The 19,402-nt window shown below is 61.8% G+C and carries 18 protein-coding genes; 6 read left to right on the forward strand and 12 right to left on the reverse strand.

Features of this window, described 5'->3' with window-relative positions; translation table 11 throughout:
- Window positions 1-10: 10 nt before the first annotated feature.
- Both SR908_RS03655 and SR908_RS03660 read right to left on the reverse strand, forming a co-directional pair.
- Window positions 11-1,279, reverse strand: a complete 1,269-nt coding sequence (locus SR908_RS03655; RefSeq protein WP_246920261.1) for an NAD(P)/FAD-dependent oxidoreductase — start codon at window positions 1,277-1,279, stop codon at window positions 11-13.
- Between the two features lie 55 nt (window positions 1,280-1,334).
- Complete coding sequence (locus tag SR908_RS03660; RefSeq protein WP_246920259.1) at window positions 1,335-2,246, reverse strand: MBL fold metallo-hydrolase; 912 nt, start codon at window positions 2,244-2,246, stop codon at window positions 1,335-1,337.
- Window positions 2,247-2,551: 305 nt separating this feature from the next.
- On the opposite strand from SR908_RS03660, the gene SR908_RS03665 reads away from it, so the two are divergent.
- From SR908_RS03665 to SR908_RS03675, 3 genes are all read left to right on the forward strand, one after another.
- Complete coding sequence (locus SR908_RS03665; protein WP_246920257.1) at window positions 2,552-3,310, forward strand: amino acid ABC transporter substrate-binding protein; 759 nt, start codon at window positions 2,552-2,554, stop codon at window positions 3,308-3,310.
- Window positions 3,311-3,372: 62 nt separating this feature from the next.
- Window positions 3,373-4,047, forward strand: a complete 675-nt coding sequence (locus tag SR908_RS03670; protein WP_097024183.1) for an amino acid ABC transporter permease — start codon at window positions 3,373-3,375, stop codon at window positions 4,045-4,047.
- Window positions 4,044-4,790, forward strand: a complete 747-nt coding sequence (locus SR908_RS03675; protein ID WP_246920255.1) for an amino acid ABC transporter ATP-binding protein — start codon at window positions 4,044-4,046, stop codon at window positions 4,788-4,790. Before SR908_RS03670 ends, SR908_RS03675 begins: the two co-directional genes overlap by 4 nt.
- A 15-nt stretch (window positions 4,791-4,805) precedes the next feature.
- On the opposite strand, the gene SR908_RS03680 is transcribed toward SR908_RS03675, so the two are convergent.
- From SR908_RS03680 to SR908_RS03720, 9 genes are all read right to left on the reverse strand, one after another.
- Complete coding sequence (locus SR908_RS03680; protein ID WP_075370502.1) at window positions 4,806-6,026, reverse strand: glycosyltransferase family protein; 1,221 nt, start codon at window positions 6,024-6,026, stop codon at window positions 4,806-4,808.
- Window positions 6,023-6,910: an HAD-IIB family hydrolase gene (locus SR908_RS03685; protein WP_075370503.1), complete on the reverse strand. Its 888-nt coding sequence runs from the start codon at window positions 6,908-6,910 to the stop codon at window positions 6,023-6,025. Before SR908_RS03685 ends, SR908_RS03680 begins: the two co-directional genes overlap by 4 nt.
- Window positions 6,911-7,171: 261 nt before the next feature.
- Window positions 7,172-8,083, reverse strand: coding sequence for a 2-dehydro-3-deoxygalactonokinase (locus SR908_RS03690; RefSeq protein WP_246920252.1), 912 nt, complete (start codon window positions 8,081-8,083; stop codon window positions 7,172-7,174).
- A complete protein-coding gene (locus tag SR908_RS03695; RefSeq protein WP_052445003.1) occupies window positions 8,080-8,766 on the reverse strand; it encodes a 2-dehydro-3-deoxy-6-phosphogalactonate aldolase in 687 nt (228 codons plus the stop codon). The genes SR908_RS03690 and SR908_RS03695 overlap by 4 nt, the downstream gene beginning before the upstream one ends.
- A 10-nt stretch (window positions 8,767-8,776) precedes the next feature.
- Window positions 8,777-9,925, reverse strand: coding sequence for a galactonate dehydratase (gene dgoD, locus SR908_RS03700; protein WP_246920247.1), 1,149 nt, complete (start codon window positions 9,923-9,925; stop codon window positions 8,777-8,779).
- A gap of 37 nt (window positions 9,926-9,962) precedes the next feature.
- Window positions 9,963-10,745 (reverse strand): FadR/GntR family transcriptional regulator, encoded by a 783-nt coding sequence (locus SR908_RS03705; RefSeq protein WP_246920244.1) that lies wholly within the window; start codon window positions 10,743-10,745, stop codon window positions 9,963-9,965.
- A gap of 277 nt (window positions 10,746-11,022) precedes the next feature.
- The gene (glyA, locus tag SR908_RS03710) at window positions 11,023-12,285 is read right to left on the reverse strand and encodes a serine hydroxymethyltransferase (RefSeq protein ID WP_246920242.1); all 1,263 of its coding nucleotides are present in this window, start codon (window positions 12,283-12,285) and stop codon (window positions 11,023-11,025) included.
- Between the two features lie 376 nt (window positions 12,286-12,661).
- Window positions 12,662-15,190, reverse strand: coding sequence for an ABC transporter permease (locus SR908_RS03715; RefSeq protein WP_246920241.1), 2,529 nt, complete (start codon window positions 15,188-15,190; stop codon window positions 12,662-12,664).
- Entirely contained in the window at window positions 15,187-15,906 is a 720-nt protein-coding gene (locus SR908_RS03720; protein WP_040242543.1) for an ABC transporter ATP-binding protein, read from the reverse strand. The genes SR908_RS03715 and SR908_RS03720 overlap by 4 nt, the downstream gene beginning before the upstream one ends.
- A gap of 55 nt (window positions 15,907-15,961) precedes the next feature.
- On the opposite strand from SR908_RS03720, the gene SR908_RS03725 reads away from it, so the two are divergent.
- Both SR908_RS03725 and SR908_RS03730 read left to right on the forward strand, forming a co-directional pair.
- Complete coding sequence (locus SR908_RS03725; protein ID WP_378075554.1) at window positions 15,962-16,561, forward strand: arylesterase; 600 nt, start codon at window positions 15,962-15,964, stop codon at window positions 16,559-16,561.
- A 116-nt stretch (window positions 16,562-16,677) separates the two neighbouring features.
- Window positions 16,678-17,652 (forward strand): zinc transporter ZntB, encoded by a 975-nt coding sequence (locus tag SR908_RS03730; RefSeq protein WP_246920240.1) that lies wholly within the window; start codon window positions 16,678-16,680, stop codon window positions 17,650-17,652.
- 4 nt (window positions 17,653-17,656) lie between these two features.
- Here SR908_RS03730 and SR908_RS03735 read toward each other — a convergent pair whose 3' ends face one another.
- Entirely contained in the window at window positions 17,657-17,929 is a 273-nt protein-coding gene (locus SR908_RS03735) for a SelT/SelW/SelH family protein (RefSeq protein WP_097022231.1), read from the reverse strand.
- Between the two features lie 133 nt (window positions 17,930-18,062).
- Between SR908_RS03735 and SR908_RS03740 the strand changes: the two genes are divergently transcribed.
- Window positions 18,063-19,379: an MFS transporter gene (locus tag SR908_RS03740; RefSeq protein WP_246920238.1), complete on the forward strand. Its 1,317-nt coding sequence runs from the start codon at window positions 18,063-18,065 to the stop codon at window positions 19,377-19,379.
- Window positions 19,380-19,402 lie beyond the last annotated feature (23 nt).

Below are 19,402 nucleotides of genomic sequence, written 5' to 3' on the forward strand. Positions count from 1 at the left end.
GATGCACCGTTCAGGAACGACGCTGCGGTTTGGCCAACCACTCATGCCCCTTGAGCATCAGGTTCCAGTAGATGAAAGGGAGCTGCTGGGCCTTGATGTTCCAGCCGAGCTTGGTTGGCCGTGTGGCCTGGTTGATCCAGGAGGGGAAGGTCGGCTGCAACTGGCCGCCGTAACCGAACTCCGCCAGCACCACGCGGCCGCGTTCGACCGTCAACGGGCAGGCGCCATACCCTGGGTAGCCGGAGGGCATCGGCTTGCCATCGAGTGACGCGACCAGATTGTCCGCCACTACCGGCGCCTGCTTGCGCACGGCGGCGGCCGTCTTGGCGTTGCCGGTGCCGCTGGCATCGCCGAGACCGAAGACATCGCTGAAGCGGTTGTGCTGGAGAGTGTCGGCGTCCAGGTCGAGCCAGCCGCCCTCGTTGGCCAGCGGCGATTCGCGCACCAACCGTGGGGCACACTGAGGGGGAACGACGTGAAGCATGTCGAAATCGGTCTCGATCTCTTCGCTACCGTCCTCGCTCGTGACGCGAAAACGCGCTTTCTGGGCCGGACCGTCCACGGCGACGAGGTTCTGCTGGAACTGCTTATGGATGCCGTAGCGCTGCACGTATTCATCCAGCGCCGGCACGAAGTCCGAAACGCCGAACATCACGCCACCGGCATTGTGGAAGTGAACGTCGATATTGTTCAGAACGCCCTGCTTCTCCCACTCATAACAGGAGAGATACATCGCCTTCTGTGGTGCACCGGCACACTTGATCGGCATCGGTGGCTGGGTGAAAAGCGCCTTGCCACCTCGCATTGCCTGAACCAGCGACCAGGTGTATGGCGCCAGATCAAACCGATAGTTAGACGTCACGCCATTCTTGCCCAGCGTCTCCTCGAGGCCATCGATCGCTTGCCAGTCGATCTCAAGGCCCGGCGCGACCACCAGCGCCCGGTAGCCGAGTGCTGAACCGTCACCCAGCACGACCTGGCGGGAATCCGGCAACAGCCGCTCTGCAGCGGTCTGGTGCCAAGTCACGAAGCTCGGCATCACCGAGCGCATTGAACGCCGGGTCTGCTCCGGGGTGAATACGCCCCCGCCGACCAGCGTCCAGCCGGGCTGGTAGAAGTGATCCTGCGCGGGCTCGACGATGGCAATATCGAGATCTGAACGTCGTTTGTGCAGACTCGAGGCGACCGCGATGCCTCCCGCCCCACCGCCAATGATGACGATGTCATGGCGTTTGTCGTTCTCGGTCTTCGTTTCGTCCACGACTGTCGATTCGTTCATGACTAACTCCCGTTGGTAGATTCGGCGCGCGGTATGGCCTGACGACGGCGCCTTCTCACTCCCATGCCGCGCCTTCGAGGGCATCGAGCGGGAATTTCAGATAGCGCTTGCCGTTGCTCTCGGGCTCGGGGAGGCGCCCGCCGAGAATATTGACCTGCAGCGCGTGCAGGATCAGCTTCGGCATGGGCAGCTCGCTATCGCGACGGTTGCGCAGTTCGACGTACTCGGCTTCGCTGCTCTCGCCGAGCTGATGTTTGTTGTGCTCACGCTGCTCGCGCACGGTGCTTTCCCACTGCGGTTCGCGCCCGTCGGGCATGTAATCGTGGCCGGTGAACAGGCGCGTCTCGTCGGGCAGCGCGAGGATCGCCTGAATCGAGTGCCACAGCTGATGCGCACTCCCACCAGGAAAGTCGGCGCGGGCGGTGCCGAAGTCAGGCTGGAACAGGGTATCGTGAACGAAGGCGGTATCGCCGATCACGTAGGTGATCGAGGCCAGCGTATGACCTGGCGAATGCATTACGCGGCAATCGATCTCGCCCAGCTTGAAGGTATCCCCTTCGTCGAACAGATGATCCCACTGGCTACCGTCGTCCTTCAGGTCCGGCCAGTTGTAGATTTCCTTCCACAGCGCCTGGACTTGGGTCACCGGCCCGCCAATAGCGGTGGGCGCGCCGGTTTTTTCATGCAGGTAACGGGCGGCGGAAAAGTGATCCGCATGCGGGTGCGTATCCAGAATCCAATCGACCTCGAGCCCTTCGCGTTTTACATAGGCAAGAATCTCATCTGCCTGGAGCGTCGCTGTCGCACCGGACTTCTCATCGAAGTCGAGCACCGGATCGATGATCGCACACCGCTGAGTCGACGGATCACTCACGACGTATTGAATGCTGAAGGTACGCGGATCGAAAAAGCCTGCGACGTCCGGCTGACCAGATTGATGCGCACGTGATAAAGCAAAGGTTTTCATTGCGTCCGTATCGCCTCCCTAGTGCTTGAATATTATAAACAGGATAACGCATTTAATGTTCTAACGTTATATCTTTTTTTCATATATAGGCGCGACACATGCTGTCTCGCTATAAACGACAGCAATAATCATCGACATGGCATCGGAAAGTTCCGCGGGATGCACAAAAACAAAAAGGAATATAAAATGTTGCTATTATTCTCTATCGGACTATTTAAGCTACACTCATCGCTAAACGACGCGTCTCACTACCGGGCTCGTCGCTTAAGAGTTGCGCTTTCCGCCTTACCCGTTAGGAGCCGACCATGACACTAAGCCAAATCGCCAAATTTGCCCTGACCGGCCTTGCCTTGAGTGCAATCGCCGCAACCGCGCATGCCGACACCTTGCGTGTCGGCATGTCGGGCGGTTATTACCCCTTCACCTTCGTCGAGCAGGATGAGCTGAAAGGCTTCGAGGTCGACGTCATGAACGCCGTGGGCGAGCAGATCGGCGACGAGATCGAGTTCGTCACCGCGAGTTTCTCGGGTTTGGCGGGCATGCTGGATTCCGGGCGCATCGACACCATCGCCAATCAGATCACCATCACCCCCGAGCGCAAGGCCAAATACGCCTTCACGCAGCCCTATGTGTATGACGGGGCACAGGTCGTGGTGCGTGAGGGCAACGACGCCATCCAGGGAGTCGAGGATCTCAAGGGCAAGACCGTCGCCGTCAACCTCGGTTCCAACTACGAGCAGTTGCTGCGCGAACTGCCCTACGCGGACGAGATCGACATCAAGACCTACGACTCCAACATCGAGCAGGATGTCGCCCTGGGGCGCGCCGACGCCTTCGTCATGGACCGGGTCAGCGCCACCCAGGTGATCAAGGACAAGCCCTTGCCGCTCGCGCTCGCCGGCCAGCCGTTCTCGCGTATCGAAAACGCCCTGCCCTTCCGCGACAACGAAGACGGACGCGCCCTGCGCGATCGCGTCGATGACGCTCTCGCCGACCTGCGCGAGAACGGCACGCTGACGCAAATCTCAGAGAAGTGGTTCGGTACCGATATCACCACGCCGTGACACCACGCTTCATTTGAACGGCCGGGGCTTGCCTCGGTCGTATGCTTTTAGGCGACTCGATCATGCACGTTCTCGATCTCGACTACATGCTGGGGTTGTTGCCGATTTTACTCGGCTATCTACCGCTGACATTGGAAATGGCCGGCGCCGGGATGGTTGCGGCGCTGGTACTGGCCTGCCTGCTGGCCGTCGTACGCGTGCAGCGCATGCCAGGGCTCAACGCCCTGGCCATGCTGTTCATTTCCTTCTTTCGCGGCACGCCGCTGCTGGTGCAACTGTTCCTGTTCTATTACGGTTTACCGCAAATTCTGACCTTCCTGGTCGCGATCAACGGCATCACCGCTACCATCCTGGGGCTGACCCTGCACTTTTCTGCCTACATGGCGGAATCGATCCGCGCCGCCATCGTCGGGGTCGACCGCAGCCAGACGGAAGCAGCGCTGTCCATCGGCATGACCCAAGGGCAACTGATGCGTCGCATCGTCCTGCCACAGGCGACGCGCGTGGCCACGCCGACGCTCATGAACTATTTCATCGACATGATCAAGGCCACCTCCCTGGCCTTCACACTAGGCGTCACGGAATTGATGGGCGCCACACAGAAAGAGGCGGCAGGCAGCTTTCTCTATTTCGAAGCGTTCTTGTTGGCGGCAATCATCTACTGGGTGGTGGTGGAAATTCTTTCGTGGTTACAACGACGGCTGGAAAAACGTCTCAACCGGGCCTATCAACGATGATCGCACTCAACGGCATCACCAAACGCTTCGGCGAGCATACCGTCTTCGAGAACATCGACCTGACACTGGAGCAAGGCGAGATCATCGTCGTCATCGGCCCGTCGGGCACCGGTAAGTCGACGCTTCTACGCTGCATCAATTATCTTGAAACGCCCGACGCCGGGCGCCTCACGGTGGGCAATCTCAGCCTCGATGCCAAGCACGCCACACGCCGGGAGATTCTCGCGCTACGCCGGCGTACGGCGTTCGTATTCCAGAACTACGCCTTGTTCGCCAACAAGACCGCGCTGGACAACATCTGCGAAGGCATGATCGTCGTCGATGGCCTCTCCAAAGCAGAAGCACATGCCCGAGGGCGCGAGATTCTCGAACGCATCGGTCTCGCCGACAAGGCCAATGCATATCCAGCATCGCTATCAGGCGGCCAACAGCAACGCGTAGGCATCGGGCGTGCGATGGCCGCCAAGGCGGAAGTCATCCTCTTCGATGAGCCCACGTCCGCACTCGACCCGGAGTGGGTCGACGAGGTGCTTGCCCTGATGAAGCACCTCGCCCTGGAGCGCCAAACCATGATCGTAGTCAGCCACGAGATGCAATTCGCCCGCGAAGTCGCTGACCGCGTGGTGTTCATGGACGAAGGCCGCATCATCGAACAAGGCCCGCCCGGCGAGCTTTTCACCAACCCCCAGGACGAACGCACGCAACGCTTTTTGCGCAAGGTGCTGGCCAACAACCCGATCTGACGCATGCCTCGCGGGTCAGACCTGGCCCTGATTGTCGAGTTCCACGGCCTCGTACATGCGTTCCTTGAGGTCGTGGATCGCCGCGCTTACCCGGTTCCAACTGGGAATGAACGGCTTGTCGCGAGGCGATTCGAGAAACGACGCCCCCGCCTCGAGAATGTTCGCGGTGAAAAGTTCCACCGCTTGCTCCTCGCTATGGCGGTCGAGCGCCAGGCCATTCATGCGCGCGTCGTTATCGTAGGCCTCGATCAGATCCAATGCGGTACGATAGTAGGTTGCCTTGATGGTGCGGAAGGTCTCGGAGTGAATGGGCACGCCCAGTGTCGCTAGCTTGCGGAACATGGCCTTGGCGATGTCCAGGCTCATGCGATTGAGACCGCCGCTGGGATCGTCCGGTGAAACGGGCTGGTGCTTGTGATCGTAAGCATCGGCGATATCCACCTGGCACAGCCGCTTGGTCGAATGGTTGCGGTGAACCTCCGATAACACGCCGATCTCCAGTCCCCAGTCGCTGGGAATGCGAATGCCGTCGAGCACATCGGCGCGCATCGAGAACTCCCCCGAGAGCGGGTAACGATAGCTGTCCAGATACTCCAGGTACGGCAGCGGCCCGAAGACCATCTTCAACGCGCGGATCAACGGGGTCACCATCAGCCGCGCCACGCGCCCGTTGAGCTTGTTATCGGCCACCCGCGAGTAATAGCCCTTGCAGAACTCGTAGTTGAACTGCGGATTAGCAACCGGATACAGCAGCCGCGCCAGCATGCCGCGGTCATAGGTCACGATATCGCAATCGTGCAGCGCTACCGCTTCCGTGCGCGCAGAAGCCAGCACATAACCGCTGCAGTACCACACGTTACGTCCCTTGCCGGGCTCCTGCGGCGCTAGGTCGAGGGCGTTCAACTCGGCATCCAGCGCCGACAGACGCGGGCCATCGTTCCACAAAATGCGATGATGCTGCGGCAGGCGCGAGAAGAATTCACGGGCGCGCAAGAACTGGTCACGATCGGCGCGATCCAGCCCGATCACGATCTCCGAGAGATACGGCACCTGCGCCAGTTCATCGACGATATTCGACAACGCAGGCCCCTCGAGTTCGGAGAACAGCGACGGCAGAATCAAGCCCATCGGCCGGCGCTTGGAAAACCTCATCAAATCGGCTTCCAGGGCTTCCACCGGACGCTGGGTGAGATTATGAAAGGTGGTGACGATACCGTTCTGGTAGAAATCGCTCATCGTGACGTGCCCTCCTGGGGAGTCTTGTCTTCGGACGTCGCATCCATGCAGGTCTGCCACCAATCGGCGATGCCCTCAGCCCAACCGTCGGGACCGGGTTGCCGGGTGCGGAAGAGTGGTGCTTCAGTGGCAACGTTGACCGTCGCACCATGCTTGCCGCGCACCAGTATCGGGTGATCGACGGCCTCGAGCAGGCTGATATCGTTGGGTCCATCGCCCAGCCCCACGGTCGCGGGCCTGACACCACGTAGCGCCGTATAACGCTCGACCAGCCAGCGCAGCGACTGGCCCTTGTCGACCGCCCCCATCACATGCCAGAAGCGCCCACCCCGAGTCAGCCGCAAGCCATCGCTTTCCAGGGCCCGTCGAAAGCGCGCCAGCGCGGCCTCGTCGTCGTCCCATATCAACGGCTCGCTGCCTTCGCGGGCCAACGCTTGACGCGCTTTGTCGGCACTCAGCGAAGTCAACTCGCACAGCGTCTCGAGGGACAATTCCGCCATGCTGCGAAAGCGCACGCCCAGCCGCTCACGCAACACGTCGAGCCGTCTGCGGATGAACCCTATATCCAGCGACGGCGTCTTGACGATCAATCCACCCGGCGCGGCGGGGTCACGATCCAGCCGAGCATGTTGCCAACGCGCCGGCAATCCGATCACCGCGCCGTTCTCGGCGATGAACGGCGTCGCCGTGAGCCCCAGTTCATTGCGCAGGGCCAGTAGTTCCTCGCGGGTCTTGCTGGTCGTGGGAATCACCGCGACATCGGCCTCGGCGAGCCGAGTCAACCAGGCGGCGGCGGGTTGCCACGTATAGCTGTCGTGGTCGAGTAGCGTGCCATCCAAATCGGTGAACACCAGCCACGGCGTATGCGAAACCGACTGCGTCATGAGCCTTCTCCCCTTGGCACCGCCTCACATGTCCTGGAATGCGCCACACGATCTCGATGCGATCATGAAAGGTGCTCTTCAGATGAAGGTAGCACGGATCGTGCCACCCTCTGATAAGCAACCCTGCGAGCCCGGCCACCAAGGACTCATGCACGCGTCGCAACGGTGCATTGCCTTCCTCCAGACACAAAAATGCCCCGTCGCAGCGCATCTAATGCACTATAACGGGGCGTATAAAGCCTTGACCTTGGGCAGAACGCGTTACTCGGCGTGATGATGTTCGGCAATCACCGCCAACCCGGCGAGCGTCGCCGCATCGCTATCCAGCGGCGTGACCTCGAGACCGGCCGTTTCGAGCGCCAGCGTATAAGGACGCCGTAGAGCTTCGGCGCCGATCAACAGCAAGCGCTCGAGATCGGGGCGCGTGGCGCGCATCGCACGGACTTCCTCACCGATCAACACCCCGGAGATGAAGCTGCCTACCTGCTCGGCATACAGACCGCGATAGAGGTGTCGGCTGCGCGCCTCGAATAGCGCATGCAGCACGCCGTCCTCGCTATGGGCACGCGCCAGTCCCTGGCGAAATGCACCTTCATCGAACGGCGCGTCATCGCGGGCGGGTTCGCCCGGCAGGGTGTGGAAGCGTACCGCATGGTAAAGCTCGCCGGTCATCAGCGTAGTGAAGGCCGTCAGGCGACCATCGCGTAGTCGCGCCCACTTGCTGTGGGTGCCGGGCAGGCAGCAGTCGGCGTCGAAGACGCCCGCCAGCGCCAGGGCACCAAATGCCTGAACCTCTTCACCGCGCATGACGTCACAGTGCGTCTCATCGACGTGCTTCACGCCCGGCACGATCCAGGTGTTTTCCAACCCCGGTGCGGCCACGACATGGGCGGCGAGATCACGCCCCGAGACGGGCAAATCGAGCTGCGGTGCCTCACTCCAGCCGCGCTTGGAACCGACCATGCCCGCCAGATAGACGGGCACCCGACCGCCTTCTCGCCAATCGCCGACTTGAGCCTGGCAGTAATGCGGAAACTCAGCGGTTTCCAGCGCCTTGAGCCCTGCCTCGCTACGCCGCGACTCGAGGCAGGCACCGCTTTGCCGATCGACTAGAAACGCCCGAAAATTGCTGGTGCCCCAGTCGATGACGATCAGTCGCTGCTCGGCGCTCATTGATCGCCCTCGTGCTCGAACAATTCGGTCATGGTGTAGAGTTCCTCGAGCCGCCGCCATTCGGCGACGAGCTCGCGCGCGACCTCGCCCACCTCGACGGCGCTGCGCCCGGGACGGTAAAGGTTGCTCCCAAAACCGAAACCACGAATGCCCACGCCATGCCAATCCGACATGTTGCTCTTGTCGATGCCTCCCACCGCGAATACCGGAAGCTCGGGCGGCAGGATGGCACTGATATCCTTGAAGTAACCGGTTCCCAGACGCCCAGCCGGGAATAGCTTGAGCGCCGTAGCACCGGCACGCGCCGCGCTCAACGCCTCACTCGGCGTCATGCAGCCGACCAGAGGAGCCAGCCCCTGCTCGACACCGGCACGAATCACCTCGGGGTCGCTGTTGGGGGTGACCATCAACGGGGCGTCAAGACGCGCCAGTTCGGCTGTATCAGTGGCCTCCAGCACCGTACCGGCGCCCACCAGCACATGCTCAGGGCAACGTGCCGCAACGCGTTCGATACTCTTCCATGGCAAGGGAGAGTTGAGCGGGATCTCGATCAGACGAAACCCCGCCTCGACCAACTCGTCGAAGACCTTATCGATTTCTTCGGGGCGGATACCACGTAGAATCGCCACCAGCGGCAATTCCCTGAGTGCCGCGTCGAGCGCGGCGCGTTGTGTCTCGTTCATAAAGCCTCCTTTACCACTCCGCTATCGACCCATCCTCGTGCGTCCACACCGGGTTGCGCCAGCGATGCCCCACCTTGGCGCGCTCCTCGACGAATTCCTCGTCGATCTCGACTCCCAGGCCGGGCCCTTCGGGAATCGCGCAGAAGCCATCGGTGATGGCCAGCGCGGATTTGTCGACCAGGTAATCCAGTACATCGTTATCACGATTGTAGTGGATGCCCATGCTCTGCTCCTGGATGAACGCATTGTGGTTCACCGCATCCACATGCAGCGAAGCAGCCAGCGTCAACGGCCCCAGCGGGCAATGTGGCGCCAGCGCGACATCGTGACACGACGCCAGCGAGGCAATCTTCATACCCTCACTGATGCCGCCGCAGTGCGAGAGATCGGGCTGGATGATATCCACCATGCCGTCCGCCAGTAGATCGCGAAACTGATAGCGGGTATGCAACCGCTCGCCGGTCGCAATGGGGTAGCCCAGGCCGCCGGCAATGTGCTTGAGGCTAGGCAGATGCTCGGGCAGCACCGGCTCCTCGACGAACATCGGGTGATAGGGCTCCAACTCGCGCATCAGAACCTTGGCCATGGGACGATGCACACGCCCATGAAAGTCGATGGCGATGCCCACGTCCGGGCCCACCACCTCGCGTGCCTCGGCGACCCGCGCCACGGCCTCGTCGATCTTGCGGTGCGAATCGACGATCTGCATTTCCGGCGTGCCGTTCATCTTGAACGCCGTGAATCCCTTGTCGACCAACGCCTTGGCGCCTGCACCCACGTCGCTGGGTCGATCACCGCCGGTCCAGGCGTACATGCGCATCTTGTCGCGCACCTTGCCGCCCAGCAACTGATACACGGGCACACCGAGATCGCGCCCCTTGAGGTCCCACAGCGCCTGGTCGATCCCCGCGATGGCGCTCATCAGGATAGGACCGCCACGATAGAAGCCCGCACGGTACATCGTGTCCCAAAGGTATTCGATACGGTGCGGATCCTGGCCAACCAGATAGTCGGCGAGTTCGTGCACCGCCGCCTCGACGGTGGCCGCGCGTCCTTCCACGACCGGCTCGCCCCAGCCGTAGCACCCTTCATCGGTTTCGATCTTGAGGAACAGCCAACGCGGCGGTACTTGCCAGGTCTTGAGCTGGGTAATCTTCACGAGAGGTCTCCTTGTCGATGCAAAAGTGATGACACGCTCACCGCCCGTCGGGAGTGGCGCCGCCAAGCGGGGATAATGAAGGTAAGTCCGCCGGGGTTTCAGCGATTCCCAGATCCTGCCCGGTGCGCTCGAGAACCGCCAAGGCACAGGCTTGTGCCCGCGCCGGCTGACGCAGGCGAATCGCCTCCATTACCTTGCGGTGGCGTTCCATGCTATCGGCGAGCTCATCGGCGCTTTGGTTGGAGCGCTGGACCAGCACCGTAATCGTGGGCCGCAGCACATGACTGAGCTGCGTCCACACCACATTGTGCGTCGCAGCGAAAATCGCCTCATGGAAGGCCACGTCATAATCATCGTGCGAGCGCCCTTCCCAGCAATGATCGGGCGCATCGAGGCTTCGCATCATGCCCTCGTAGGCCTGCTCGATTGCCAGCAGATCGGTCGCCGTGGCAGCGCTGGCCGCCAGATACGCCACGAACGGCTCGACAGCCACACGGAACGCATAGATTTCACGTTGGAAGCGCGGATTGGGCTCGGCATAGCGCGCCATCCACTCGGTCACTCGCGGATCGAGCATATGCCACTGGGTCAGCTCACGCACCCGCGTGCCCTGGCCTGAGATCCGCACCAAAAGCCCCGCCGATACCAAGTTCTGCAAGACGCTACGCACCGTGCTTCGGCTGACGCCATACGTCTCGCAGAGATCCAGCTCGCGGGGAATCAAGTCACCGGGTGCATAACGGCCACTGAAAATCGCCTCGGCCAACGACTCGGCGATATCGGGTCGTGCCGTGGTACCGGAAAGTGAAGAGGGGCGCATAAACGGCTCCGCCTGCCTTGTTGGACAAATTTACCTCTATGTCCGACATAGGTTCCAGCATTTTCGGCCGTATTGCTCTTAGACCTTAGTGCTAACGGGAAATAGCGACATGCAACACTGAAAGGCAGAGTCCCGTATGGCGAGGAAACAGGCCCGCTTTCCTTAGCAAGAGAATACCACTTAGCAGTGGCGAGAAAAGAAAATCCCCCGCTTCGCAGCATCACGAAAAGCGGGGGATCTCATCAGGATGTGCCCTCCGTCAGGAGGCCATCACGGTTTAACGATACACCGGCAACCGCGCACAGACGGCTTCGACCTTGGCCTTGACGTCGGCCTCCGCCTGCGCGGTATCGCCCTGCTGCATGGCATCGAGAATATCGCAGATCCAGCCGGCGAGATCGGCGCACTCACTCTCGCCGAAGCCACGCGTGGTCACGGCCGGCGTGCCGATGCGCAGCCCCGAGGTGACGAACGGGCTCTGCGGATCGCCCGGCACGGCGTTCTTGTTGACGGTGATATGCGCGCGGCCCAGCGCGGCATCGGCGTCCTTGCCGGTCAGGCCTTGCTTGACCAGCGAGAGCAGGAAGAGGTGGTCTTCGGTGCCGCCGGATACGACGTCATAGCCCCGCTCGATGAACACGCTGGCCATGGCCTTGGCGTTGATCACTACCTGCTGCTGGTAGGCGTTGAAGTCGGGCTCCATGGCTTCCTTGAAGCAGATTGCCTTGGCGGCGATGACATGCATCAACGGGCCGCCCTGCCCACCGGGGAAGACGGCGGATTGAAACTTCTTCTCGATCTCGGCGTCGTTTTCGGCGGAGAGAATCAAACCACCGCGCGGTCCGCGCAGGGTCTTGTGCGTGGTGGTGGTGACCACATGCGCATGAGGCAAGGGGCTGGGATAGACACCCGCCGCGACCAAACCCGCGATATGCGCCATGTCGACGAGCAGGTAGGCCCCCACCTCGTCGGCGATCTCGCGGAACTTGGCCCAATCGATGATCTGCGAATAGGCCGAGAAACCGGCAATGATCATCTTCGGCTGGTGCTCGCGCGCCAGACTAGCGACCTGGTCGTAATCGATCAGGCCGTTGTCGTCGAGGCCGTACTGCACAGCGTTGTAATGTTTGCCGGAGAAGTTCGGCTTGGCACCGTGGGTCAGGTGGCCACCCGCGTCGAGGCTCATGCCCAGTACGGTATCGCCGGGCTTGACCAACGCCTGAAACACAGCGCCGTTGGCCTGAGAGCCGGAATGCGGCTGAACGTTGGCGTAGCTCGCGTCGAATAGTTCCTTGGCGTAGTCGATGGCCATCTGCTCGACGACATCGACGTGCTCGCAGCCGCCGTAATAACGCTTGCCGGGGTAACCTTCCGCGTACTTGTTGGTCAGTTGCGTACCCTGCGCCTGCATGACGCGCGGGCTAGCATAGTTCTCGGAGGCGATCAGCTCGATGTGCGCTTCCTGACGGCCCACCTCCTGCTGCATGGCGTCCCACAGGGCATCATCGAAACCGGCAATCTGCATGTCACGGGTGAACATCGGCGAGAGTCCTCGAATCACGGAAGGTCTGCGCGGCGGGCGCCGCACGGGGTCAACGAAGGGCCATGATAGCGCAGCGCGCGATGCCTTTCATATGAAAGGCAGTCATCCGTCGCTGCATGATTTCTCATGGTCGCTTTAGGATCGCTCAAGCATGTACGCGATGACCAAAACCGCACGTGGCGATGAGTGAACTCATCTTCTGCACCTTGCCTTTGAACGCTACAGTGGCGCTGCTCGTCGGCAGTTCGTCGCCGAGTGGAAGGATTGCATGGGGCATGGATGCCCGCTTACCGACAATGCCCTGCAAGTTTGGTCCTCCCCGCCGAACGATCAAACGATCCTCGGCGGGGCTTCTTGCGTGCCTAGTACCACCTCAGGTTTCCCCCAATAGCCGCAGGCTTTCCATGGGCGCTTGACGACGTACCTGACGGGTCAACAGATGACCGATACCTCCGATGAGCAGCCCACCGCCCAAGGGCATCACGACCCATAGCGGCCAATGCAAGCGCGGCGGTAGATCGAACCACATCAGGTAGACACCCAGCGCCGCCGCTTCCGCCAGCAATGCGCCCAGCAGCCCGCTGGCGATGCCCAGCAGTGCGAATTCAGCACCTTGAATCTGAGCGATCATCCGATCGCCGGCACCGAACACACGCAGCAGAGCGCTTTCGTGCGCGCGCATCGGGCGGCTTGCGGTGAGCGCGGCATAGAGCACGCTGATCCCCGCCAACAACACGAATACCAGCACCAGTTCGATGGCACGCGTCACTTGCCCCAGCAACTCGCGGACTTGCTCGAGAATCGCGTCGACATTGAGCAGCGAGACGCCGGGATAGCGCGATACCAGCTTACCGATGACCGCCTGGCGCTCATCTTCCAGGTGAAACGCCGTGATATAGCTGTGGCTGAAGCGCTCAAGCGTCCCCGGAGGAAAGATCACGAAGAAGTTGGGCCGGAAGCTTTCCCAGTCGAGGCTGCGCAGGCTGGTGACGCGTCCCTCGACCGTTTCGCCGCCGATATCGAAGCGCAGCACCTCACCAAGCGTCACGTCTAGGCGCTCGGCCAGCTCCTGTTCCATGGAGATCGGCACCGGGCGGCCGTCTTCGGCAGGCGCGCCTGCATCGAACCACTCGCCGGCGACGATGCGGTTGCCCTCGGGCAATGTCTCACGCCAGGTTAGATTGAGCTCACGCCGCAGCACATTGGCGTCACGTTGCTCGGCCGGTACGGCGTCCTCGGCGGCATCGCCATCGATGGCGACCAGCCGCCCACGTACGATGGGATACAAAGCACTACGCGTATCGCTGGCCCCCTCAACGATCTGTCGAAAGCCTTCGCGTTCGGCCGGCTGAATATTGATAGCAAAGTAGTTGGGCGTATCCTCGGGCAATTGCGATTCCCAGGCCGTCACCAGATCGCCGCGCACGAGGGCAATGATCGCCATGGCAGCGAAGGTGACCGAGAAGGCCAGCAACTGCCCCAAGCTGGCATGTCGACGGCGGGCCAATTGTCGCGCGCCGAGACGCCAAGCGTGCCGCGCGCCATGGCGGCGCTCGCCGGCGACGCCTCGCACCAGTCGCAGTAGCCCCGAGAGTAGCCCGTGGCCCAATAGCCACAAGGCCGCCAGCGCCAGTTCGCCGCCGATCAAAAGCCCCAGCGAGAGCGTGAAATCGCCCGAATACAACCATAGCAAGGCACCGAAAACGCCACTGGCGATGACCACCACGGCCCAGCCGGCCATGGGCACGGGATCGAGTTCTCGCCGTAGCACCTTGAGCGCGCTCACACGCTTGAGACGCAACAGGGTGGGACCGGCGAAGCCGATGAGCACCGCCAGCGCGGTCAGCACCCCCATCAATAGCGGCAATGGTCCCGGCGGCGGCAGTTCGAGCGGCAAGAAATTCGTCAGAATCACCAGCAAGCCAGCCTGTCCCAGCAGACCCAAGAGCGCCCCCACCACCGCAGCCGCCAATGCCAGCCAGGCGAGCTGCAGGGCAAACAATGTCACGAGTTGTCGCTGAGAGGCGCCGAAACAGCGTAACAACGCCGCAGTATCCAAATGGCGATCGACATAGCGACGCGTGGCCATGGCTACCGCGACCCCTGCCAACAATACTGCGGCCAGTCCCGATAGGCTCAGGTAGCGTTGGGCGCGATCCAGCGCACCGCCCAGCCGAGGACGATCCTCGCGCACATCGCGGACTTCGACACCGTTATCGCGCAGGCTCTCTAGGCGTGACTGTACACGCGCCACCGCTTCGGGCGGCCCCTGGGCCAGCAGTTCGTATTCGAGCCGCGAGCCGGGCTGCACCAGATCGGTCGCCGCCAGGTCATCGCGGTGCATCATCACGCGTGGATTGAAGGCCGAAAACCCCGCGCTCTGATCCGGCTCGCGCTCGATCAGGCCACTTACAATGAGCGTGCTGTCGCCTATCGCGAGCGAGTCACCTATCTCGAGTTCCATCAGCCGCGCCAGGCGCGGCGCCACCCACACGCTGCCGGGCGCGGGGCCGTGAGCCAGCATTTCGAGGCCCTCGCCCCGATCGACGCGCACTTGCCCATACAACGGATAAGCGGCGTCAACGACCTTAAGACTGGCCGGCTGGAAGGCATCGTCGCGACTGACCATCGAAATCAGGTCGACCTGCTGCGAGAGCATCAGCCCAGCATCGCGAAGCGTCTGACGAAGCTCCTCGGAGAAGGGATCGCTCTGCTCAAGCACCAGATCGCCGCCCATCAACTGCCCGGCCTGCCGGGTCAGCCCTCGGTCAAGACGATCCAGGAAGAAACCGACCATCGTCGAGGCCGCCACCGCCAGCGCCAGCGCCACGAACAGCGCCCGCACGTCGGCGGCACGAAGATCACGCCACAACCCCTTGAGCGATAGCGAGAGCGCCTTCACGAGACCACCTCGTCGTGGCTCATGGCCTGTAGGCGCCCTTCTTCAAGGCGCAGGCATCGCTCGCAGCGTCGCGCCAGAGCATGATCGTGCGTGACCAATATCAAGGTCGTGCCCATTTCCCGGTTGAGTTCGAACAGCAAGTCGATGATATACGCCCCCGTGGCTCGGTCGAGGTTGCCGGTGGGCTCGTCGGCGAAAACCAGCCTGGGATGGCTGACGAAGGCGCGGGCCACCGCCACGCGTTGCTGTTCACCGCCGGAGAGCTGCTTGGGGAGATGCGACAGGCGCTCGCCGAGCCCCACCCGAGACAGCCAGGTACGTGCCCGCTGATCGTCGTCGGGGCCCGGCGACAACTCTTGTGGCAGCAACACGTTTTCCAGTGCCGTCAGCGTGGGCAGCAATTGAAAGTTCTGAAACACGAAACCGACTCGACCGGCGCGCAATCGCGCCCGGCCATCCTCGTCCAGATCGTTCAGCGATTCACCGAATAACCGGATATCGCCTTCACTGGGCGTATCCAGCCCCGCCAGCAAGCCTAGCAGGGTCGACTTGCCCGATCCGGAACTACCCAAGATGGCCACGCTTTCGCCGCCATGGACGTCCAACGCCAAGTCGTCGAGAATTGTCAGTACACGCTCACCGCTGCGCACGCGCTGCGCGACGTGACTTGCGTGTAAAATGGGGGTTTTAGCTTCACTCAAGGAGTCGTCGGACATGCGTGAGAATTCCTCTTCCTGGATACGCGGAGGCATGCGCGTCCTGATGGTCACCATGTTGTGTTTCGCCGCGGGGCATGCCGTGAATGTTCGCGCCGATACCCTGCTGGTGGTCGGCGATAGCCTGAGCGCGGCTCACGGCATCGAGCGTGACGCAGGCTGGGTCAACTTGCTTCGACAACGCCTGGGCCGTCAGCACCAAGTCATCAATGCCAGCATCAGTGGCGATACCACCTCGAGCGGCGCTGCACGCCTGCCGGAACTGCTCGAGCGTCACTCACCCGACATCGTGCTGCTCGAACTGGGCGGTAACGACGGCCTGCGTGGGCTTTCACCACAGCAGATGAAGCTCAATTTGCGTGACATGATCGAAAAAAGCCAGGCAGCGGACGCACGCGTACTACTACTGGGCATCGAAATACCGCCCAATTACGGCGCCTCTTACACCGATGCCTTTCGTGGCGTCTTCCGACAGCTCAGTGAAGAATACGCCATCCCCCTGGTGCCCTTCATTCTCGACGGTATCGCCCTACAAGATGCCATGATGCAGGACGACGGCATTCATCCCACCGCCGAAGCGCAGCCCACTATCCTCGACAATGTGTGGGAAGGCCTCGCGCCCATGCTGAAACAAGCCTCGACGACGCATGATTAGAGACGCACTGACGCTGGCGCAGGCGTCTTGCCTGCGCGGTTGATTTTACGCATATCAGCGATGACTATTTCACTCATGCTTAGCGTACAAGGCTAATCGTCGACAAGGAGATCTCGATGAGTGACATGGACACCGCGCTGGTGGCCGCCTACCGGCTGAACGGTCAAGGTGGTGGTGAATTATTGAGCGTGAGCGAGTTGCAGGCCGCCTGGACCAGCGATGAGGCCCCCGTATGGATGCATCTCGACTTTCGCCATGACGATGTCGCGACCTATCTCAACGACTTGGCCGAGCTCGACGAGACAGTGGTCGAGGCATTGCTCGAGGAAGACACGCGTCCGCGCGTCGCCAAGTTCGGACGCGGCATCGTCACCACGCTGCGTGGCGTCAACCACAACCCTGGCGCCGCCATGGACGACATGATTTCGCTGCGCGTGTGGATGACGCCCAAGCGCATGATTACGCTGCGCCGCCGTCCGCTGAAGGCAGCCAGCGATGTCCGTGAACGCCTGGATGCCGGCGACGGCGCACTATCGGTGCCCGATCTGCTCGCCTGGCTGGTCGAGGCGCTGGTGGATCAGGTCGGTGACTATTCCCACCAACTCGATAACGCCCTCGGCGAGCTCGAAGAATTGCAACTTGCCAAGGGCGATGTCGACGCCGATGACCTTACCCGGCTGCGCCGCCCCTTGATCACCCTGCGACGTTTCATGGGACCGCAACGCGACTGTCTTTCGCAGCTTGCCCAAAGTCCTCAGTGGATCGATGAGACGACCCAAGTGGCATTACGCGAGAACGCCAACCAGCTCTCACGCTACGTCGAGGATTTCAGTGCCATGCAGGAACGTGCGTTGATCCTTCAGGAGCAAATCTGGAGCGAGCACAACGAGCAGCTCAACCAGCGCATGTACATGCTGGCCATCATCACCACCGTTTTCCTGCCCTTGAGCTTCTTGACCGGACTACTGGGCATCAACGTAGGCGGCATCCCCGGGGCCGACAGCCCTTATGGTTTCGCCGTCTTCATCACACTCACCGTGGTGATGGGGTTAGGCGTGATGTGGCTACTCAAGCGCAAGCATTGGTGGTAGTGCTTTATCGATCGGTATGCCCCAAGTCTCGCTCGGGGTCGAGCCGGTCGCGCACCTGCTGCTTGAGCCATTTTATATCGGGGAAGCCGCCATCGCGCTTGCGCTCCCAGATCACGTCGTCGTCATCGTAGATGATCTCGAAATGGCCGCCGTGACTTGGCGCCAACGCAACGTGCTCGAGATCTTCACCGAAGGTTTGCAACAATTCCTGAGCATACCAGCCGGCTCGTAACAACCAGTGACATTGCGTGCAATAATGGATGCGAATGCGGGACATGGCGAACGCGCCTTCGTCGGTGGATAAGGCGGCCATGATGCGGTGACCGCGCCCCTCGGACAAGTCACACAATCGCGACCAGCCAGCCGGCAAGGACTGAACGTAGTAAGAGCACAACGTAAGGACAAAACGCATGAGTGATCGCGCCTCTTCCCTGACGCGGCTCTACGAGCGCTTGACCGGCGACGAAGATAGTCGGCTATGCAAGGATATTCCTGATGCCGCCTGCCATGAGCAGCCCGGAAACTTCCTGCGCCATTTACTGGCCTCGCTGGGCAACAAGCTCGCCGATGAGCTCTCCAGCGCCCGCCTGGTATTGCCGTGGTTGCTGGGCGCCCTCGGCGCGCCGGTGTGGATGGTAGGCTTTCTGGTTCCGGTCCGCGAGGCGGGCGCCCTGCTGCCGCAAGTGTTCGTTGCCGGTTACATTCGCCTCAAGGCAATTCGCAAGGGCGTATGGGTCACCGGCGGCATCGTACAAGCGCTCGCGGCGCTGGTCATGGCCATCATGGCACTTTTCGGCCAGGGCGCCTGGGGCGGCGCTATCGTTCTCGCGGCCTTGGTGGTGCTATCGCTCGGCCGTGGGCTCTCGTCGATTGCCACCAAGGACGTGCTGGGCAAGACGATTTCCAAGCAACGCCGCGGCACGCTCATGGGATGGAGCGGTAGCGCCGCAGGCGCCATCACACTAGCCGTGGGCGCTGTACTGATGCTGTTCGGCGATCGTCCAGGGCAGATTGCGCTGTCGATCCTCTTGCTCATCGCCACGCTCGGCTGGGCGCTTAATGCTCTCTTGGCATCACGCATCAAGGAAGAGCCCGGCGCCACCGAAGGCGGCATGAACGTGTGGAGCAGCCTCGGCGAAGGCCTGCGTCTGCTGCGTACCGACCGACACTTCCTGCATTTCAACATGGCGCGGGCACTGCTGCTTTCCAGCGCGTTGGCGCTGCCCTATATCGCCCTGCTGGGACAACAACAAAGCGGCTCCAACCTCGGTGGTCTGGGTATCATGATCCTGGTCTCGGGCCTGGCGGGCATGCTCGCCAGCCCTATATGGGGCAAGCTTGCAGACCGTTCCAGTCGCAAGGTCATGCGCGATAGCGCCGTGATTGCCGCGTTGTGCTGTGCAGCGGCGGCATTCATCGCCTGGCTCCCCGGCGCGTGGAGCGACAGCGTGTGGCCGTACGCACTGGTGTACGCGCTGCTCGTCATCGCCCATGCTGGGGTGCGCCTGGGCCGCAAGACCTATGTGGTCGACATGGCAGGCAGCGACAAGCGTGCCTTGTATGTCGCGCTTTCCAATACCTTCACCGGGATTCTCATGTTGCTGGTGGGCGGGCTGCTGGGCGCCATCGCGCACTTCACCGGCAGCGGTGGACTCTTGCTGGTCCTGGCGCTGTGCGCCCTTGGTGCGGCAGCCTCCAGTCAGCGCCTGCCGGAGGTCGAGATGTGACATGTCGCGTTGAAATCCACCCC

Origin of the sequence: Chromohalobacter canadensis (assembly GCF_034479555.1) — a bacterium.
In the GTDB taxonomy this organism is placed as follows: Bacteria; Pseudomonadota; Gammaproteobacteria; order Pseudomonadales; family Halomonadaceae; genus Chromohalobacter; species Chromohalobacter canadensis.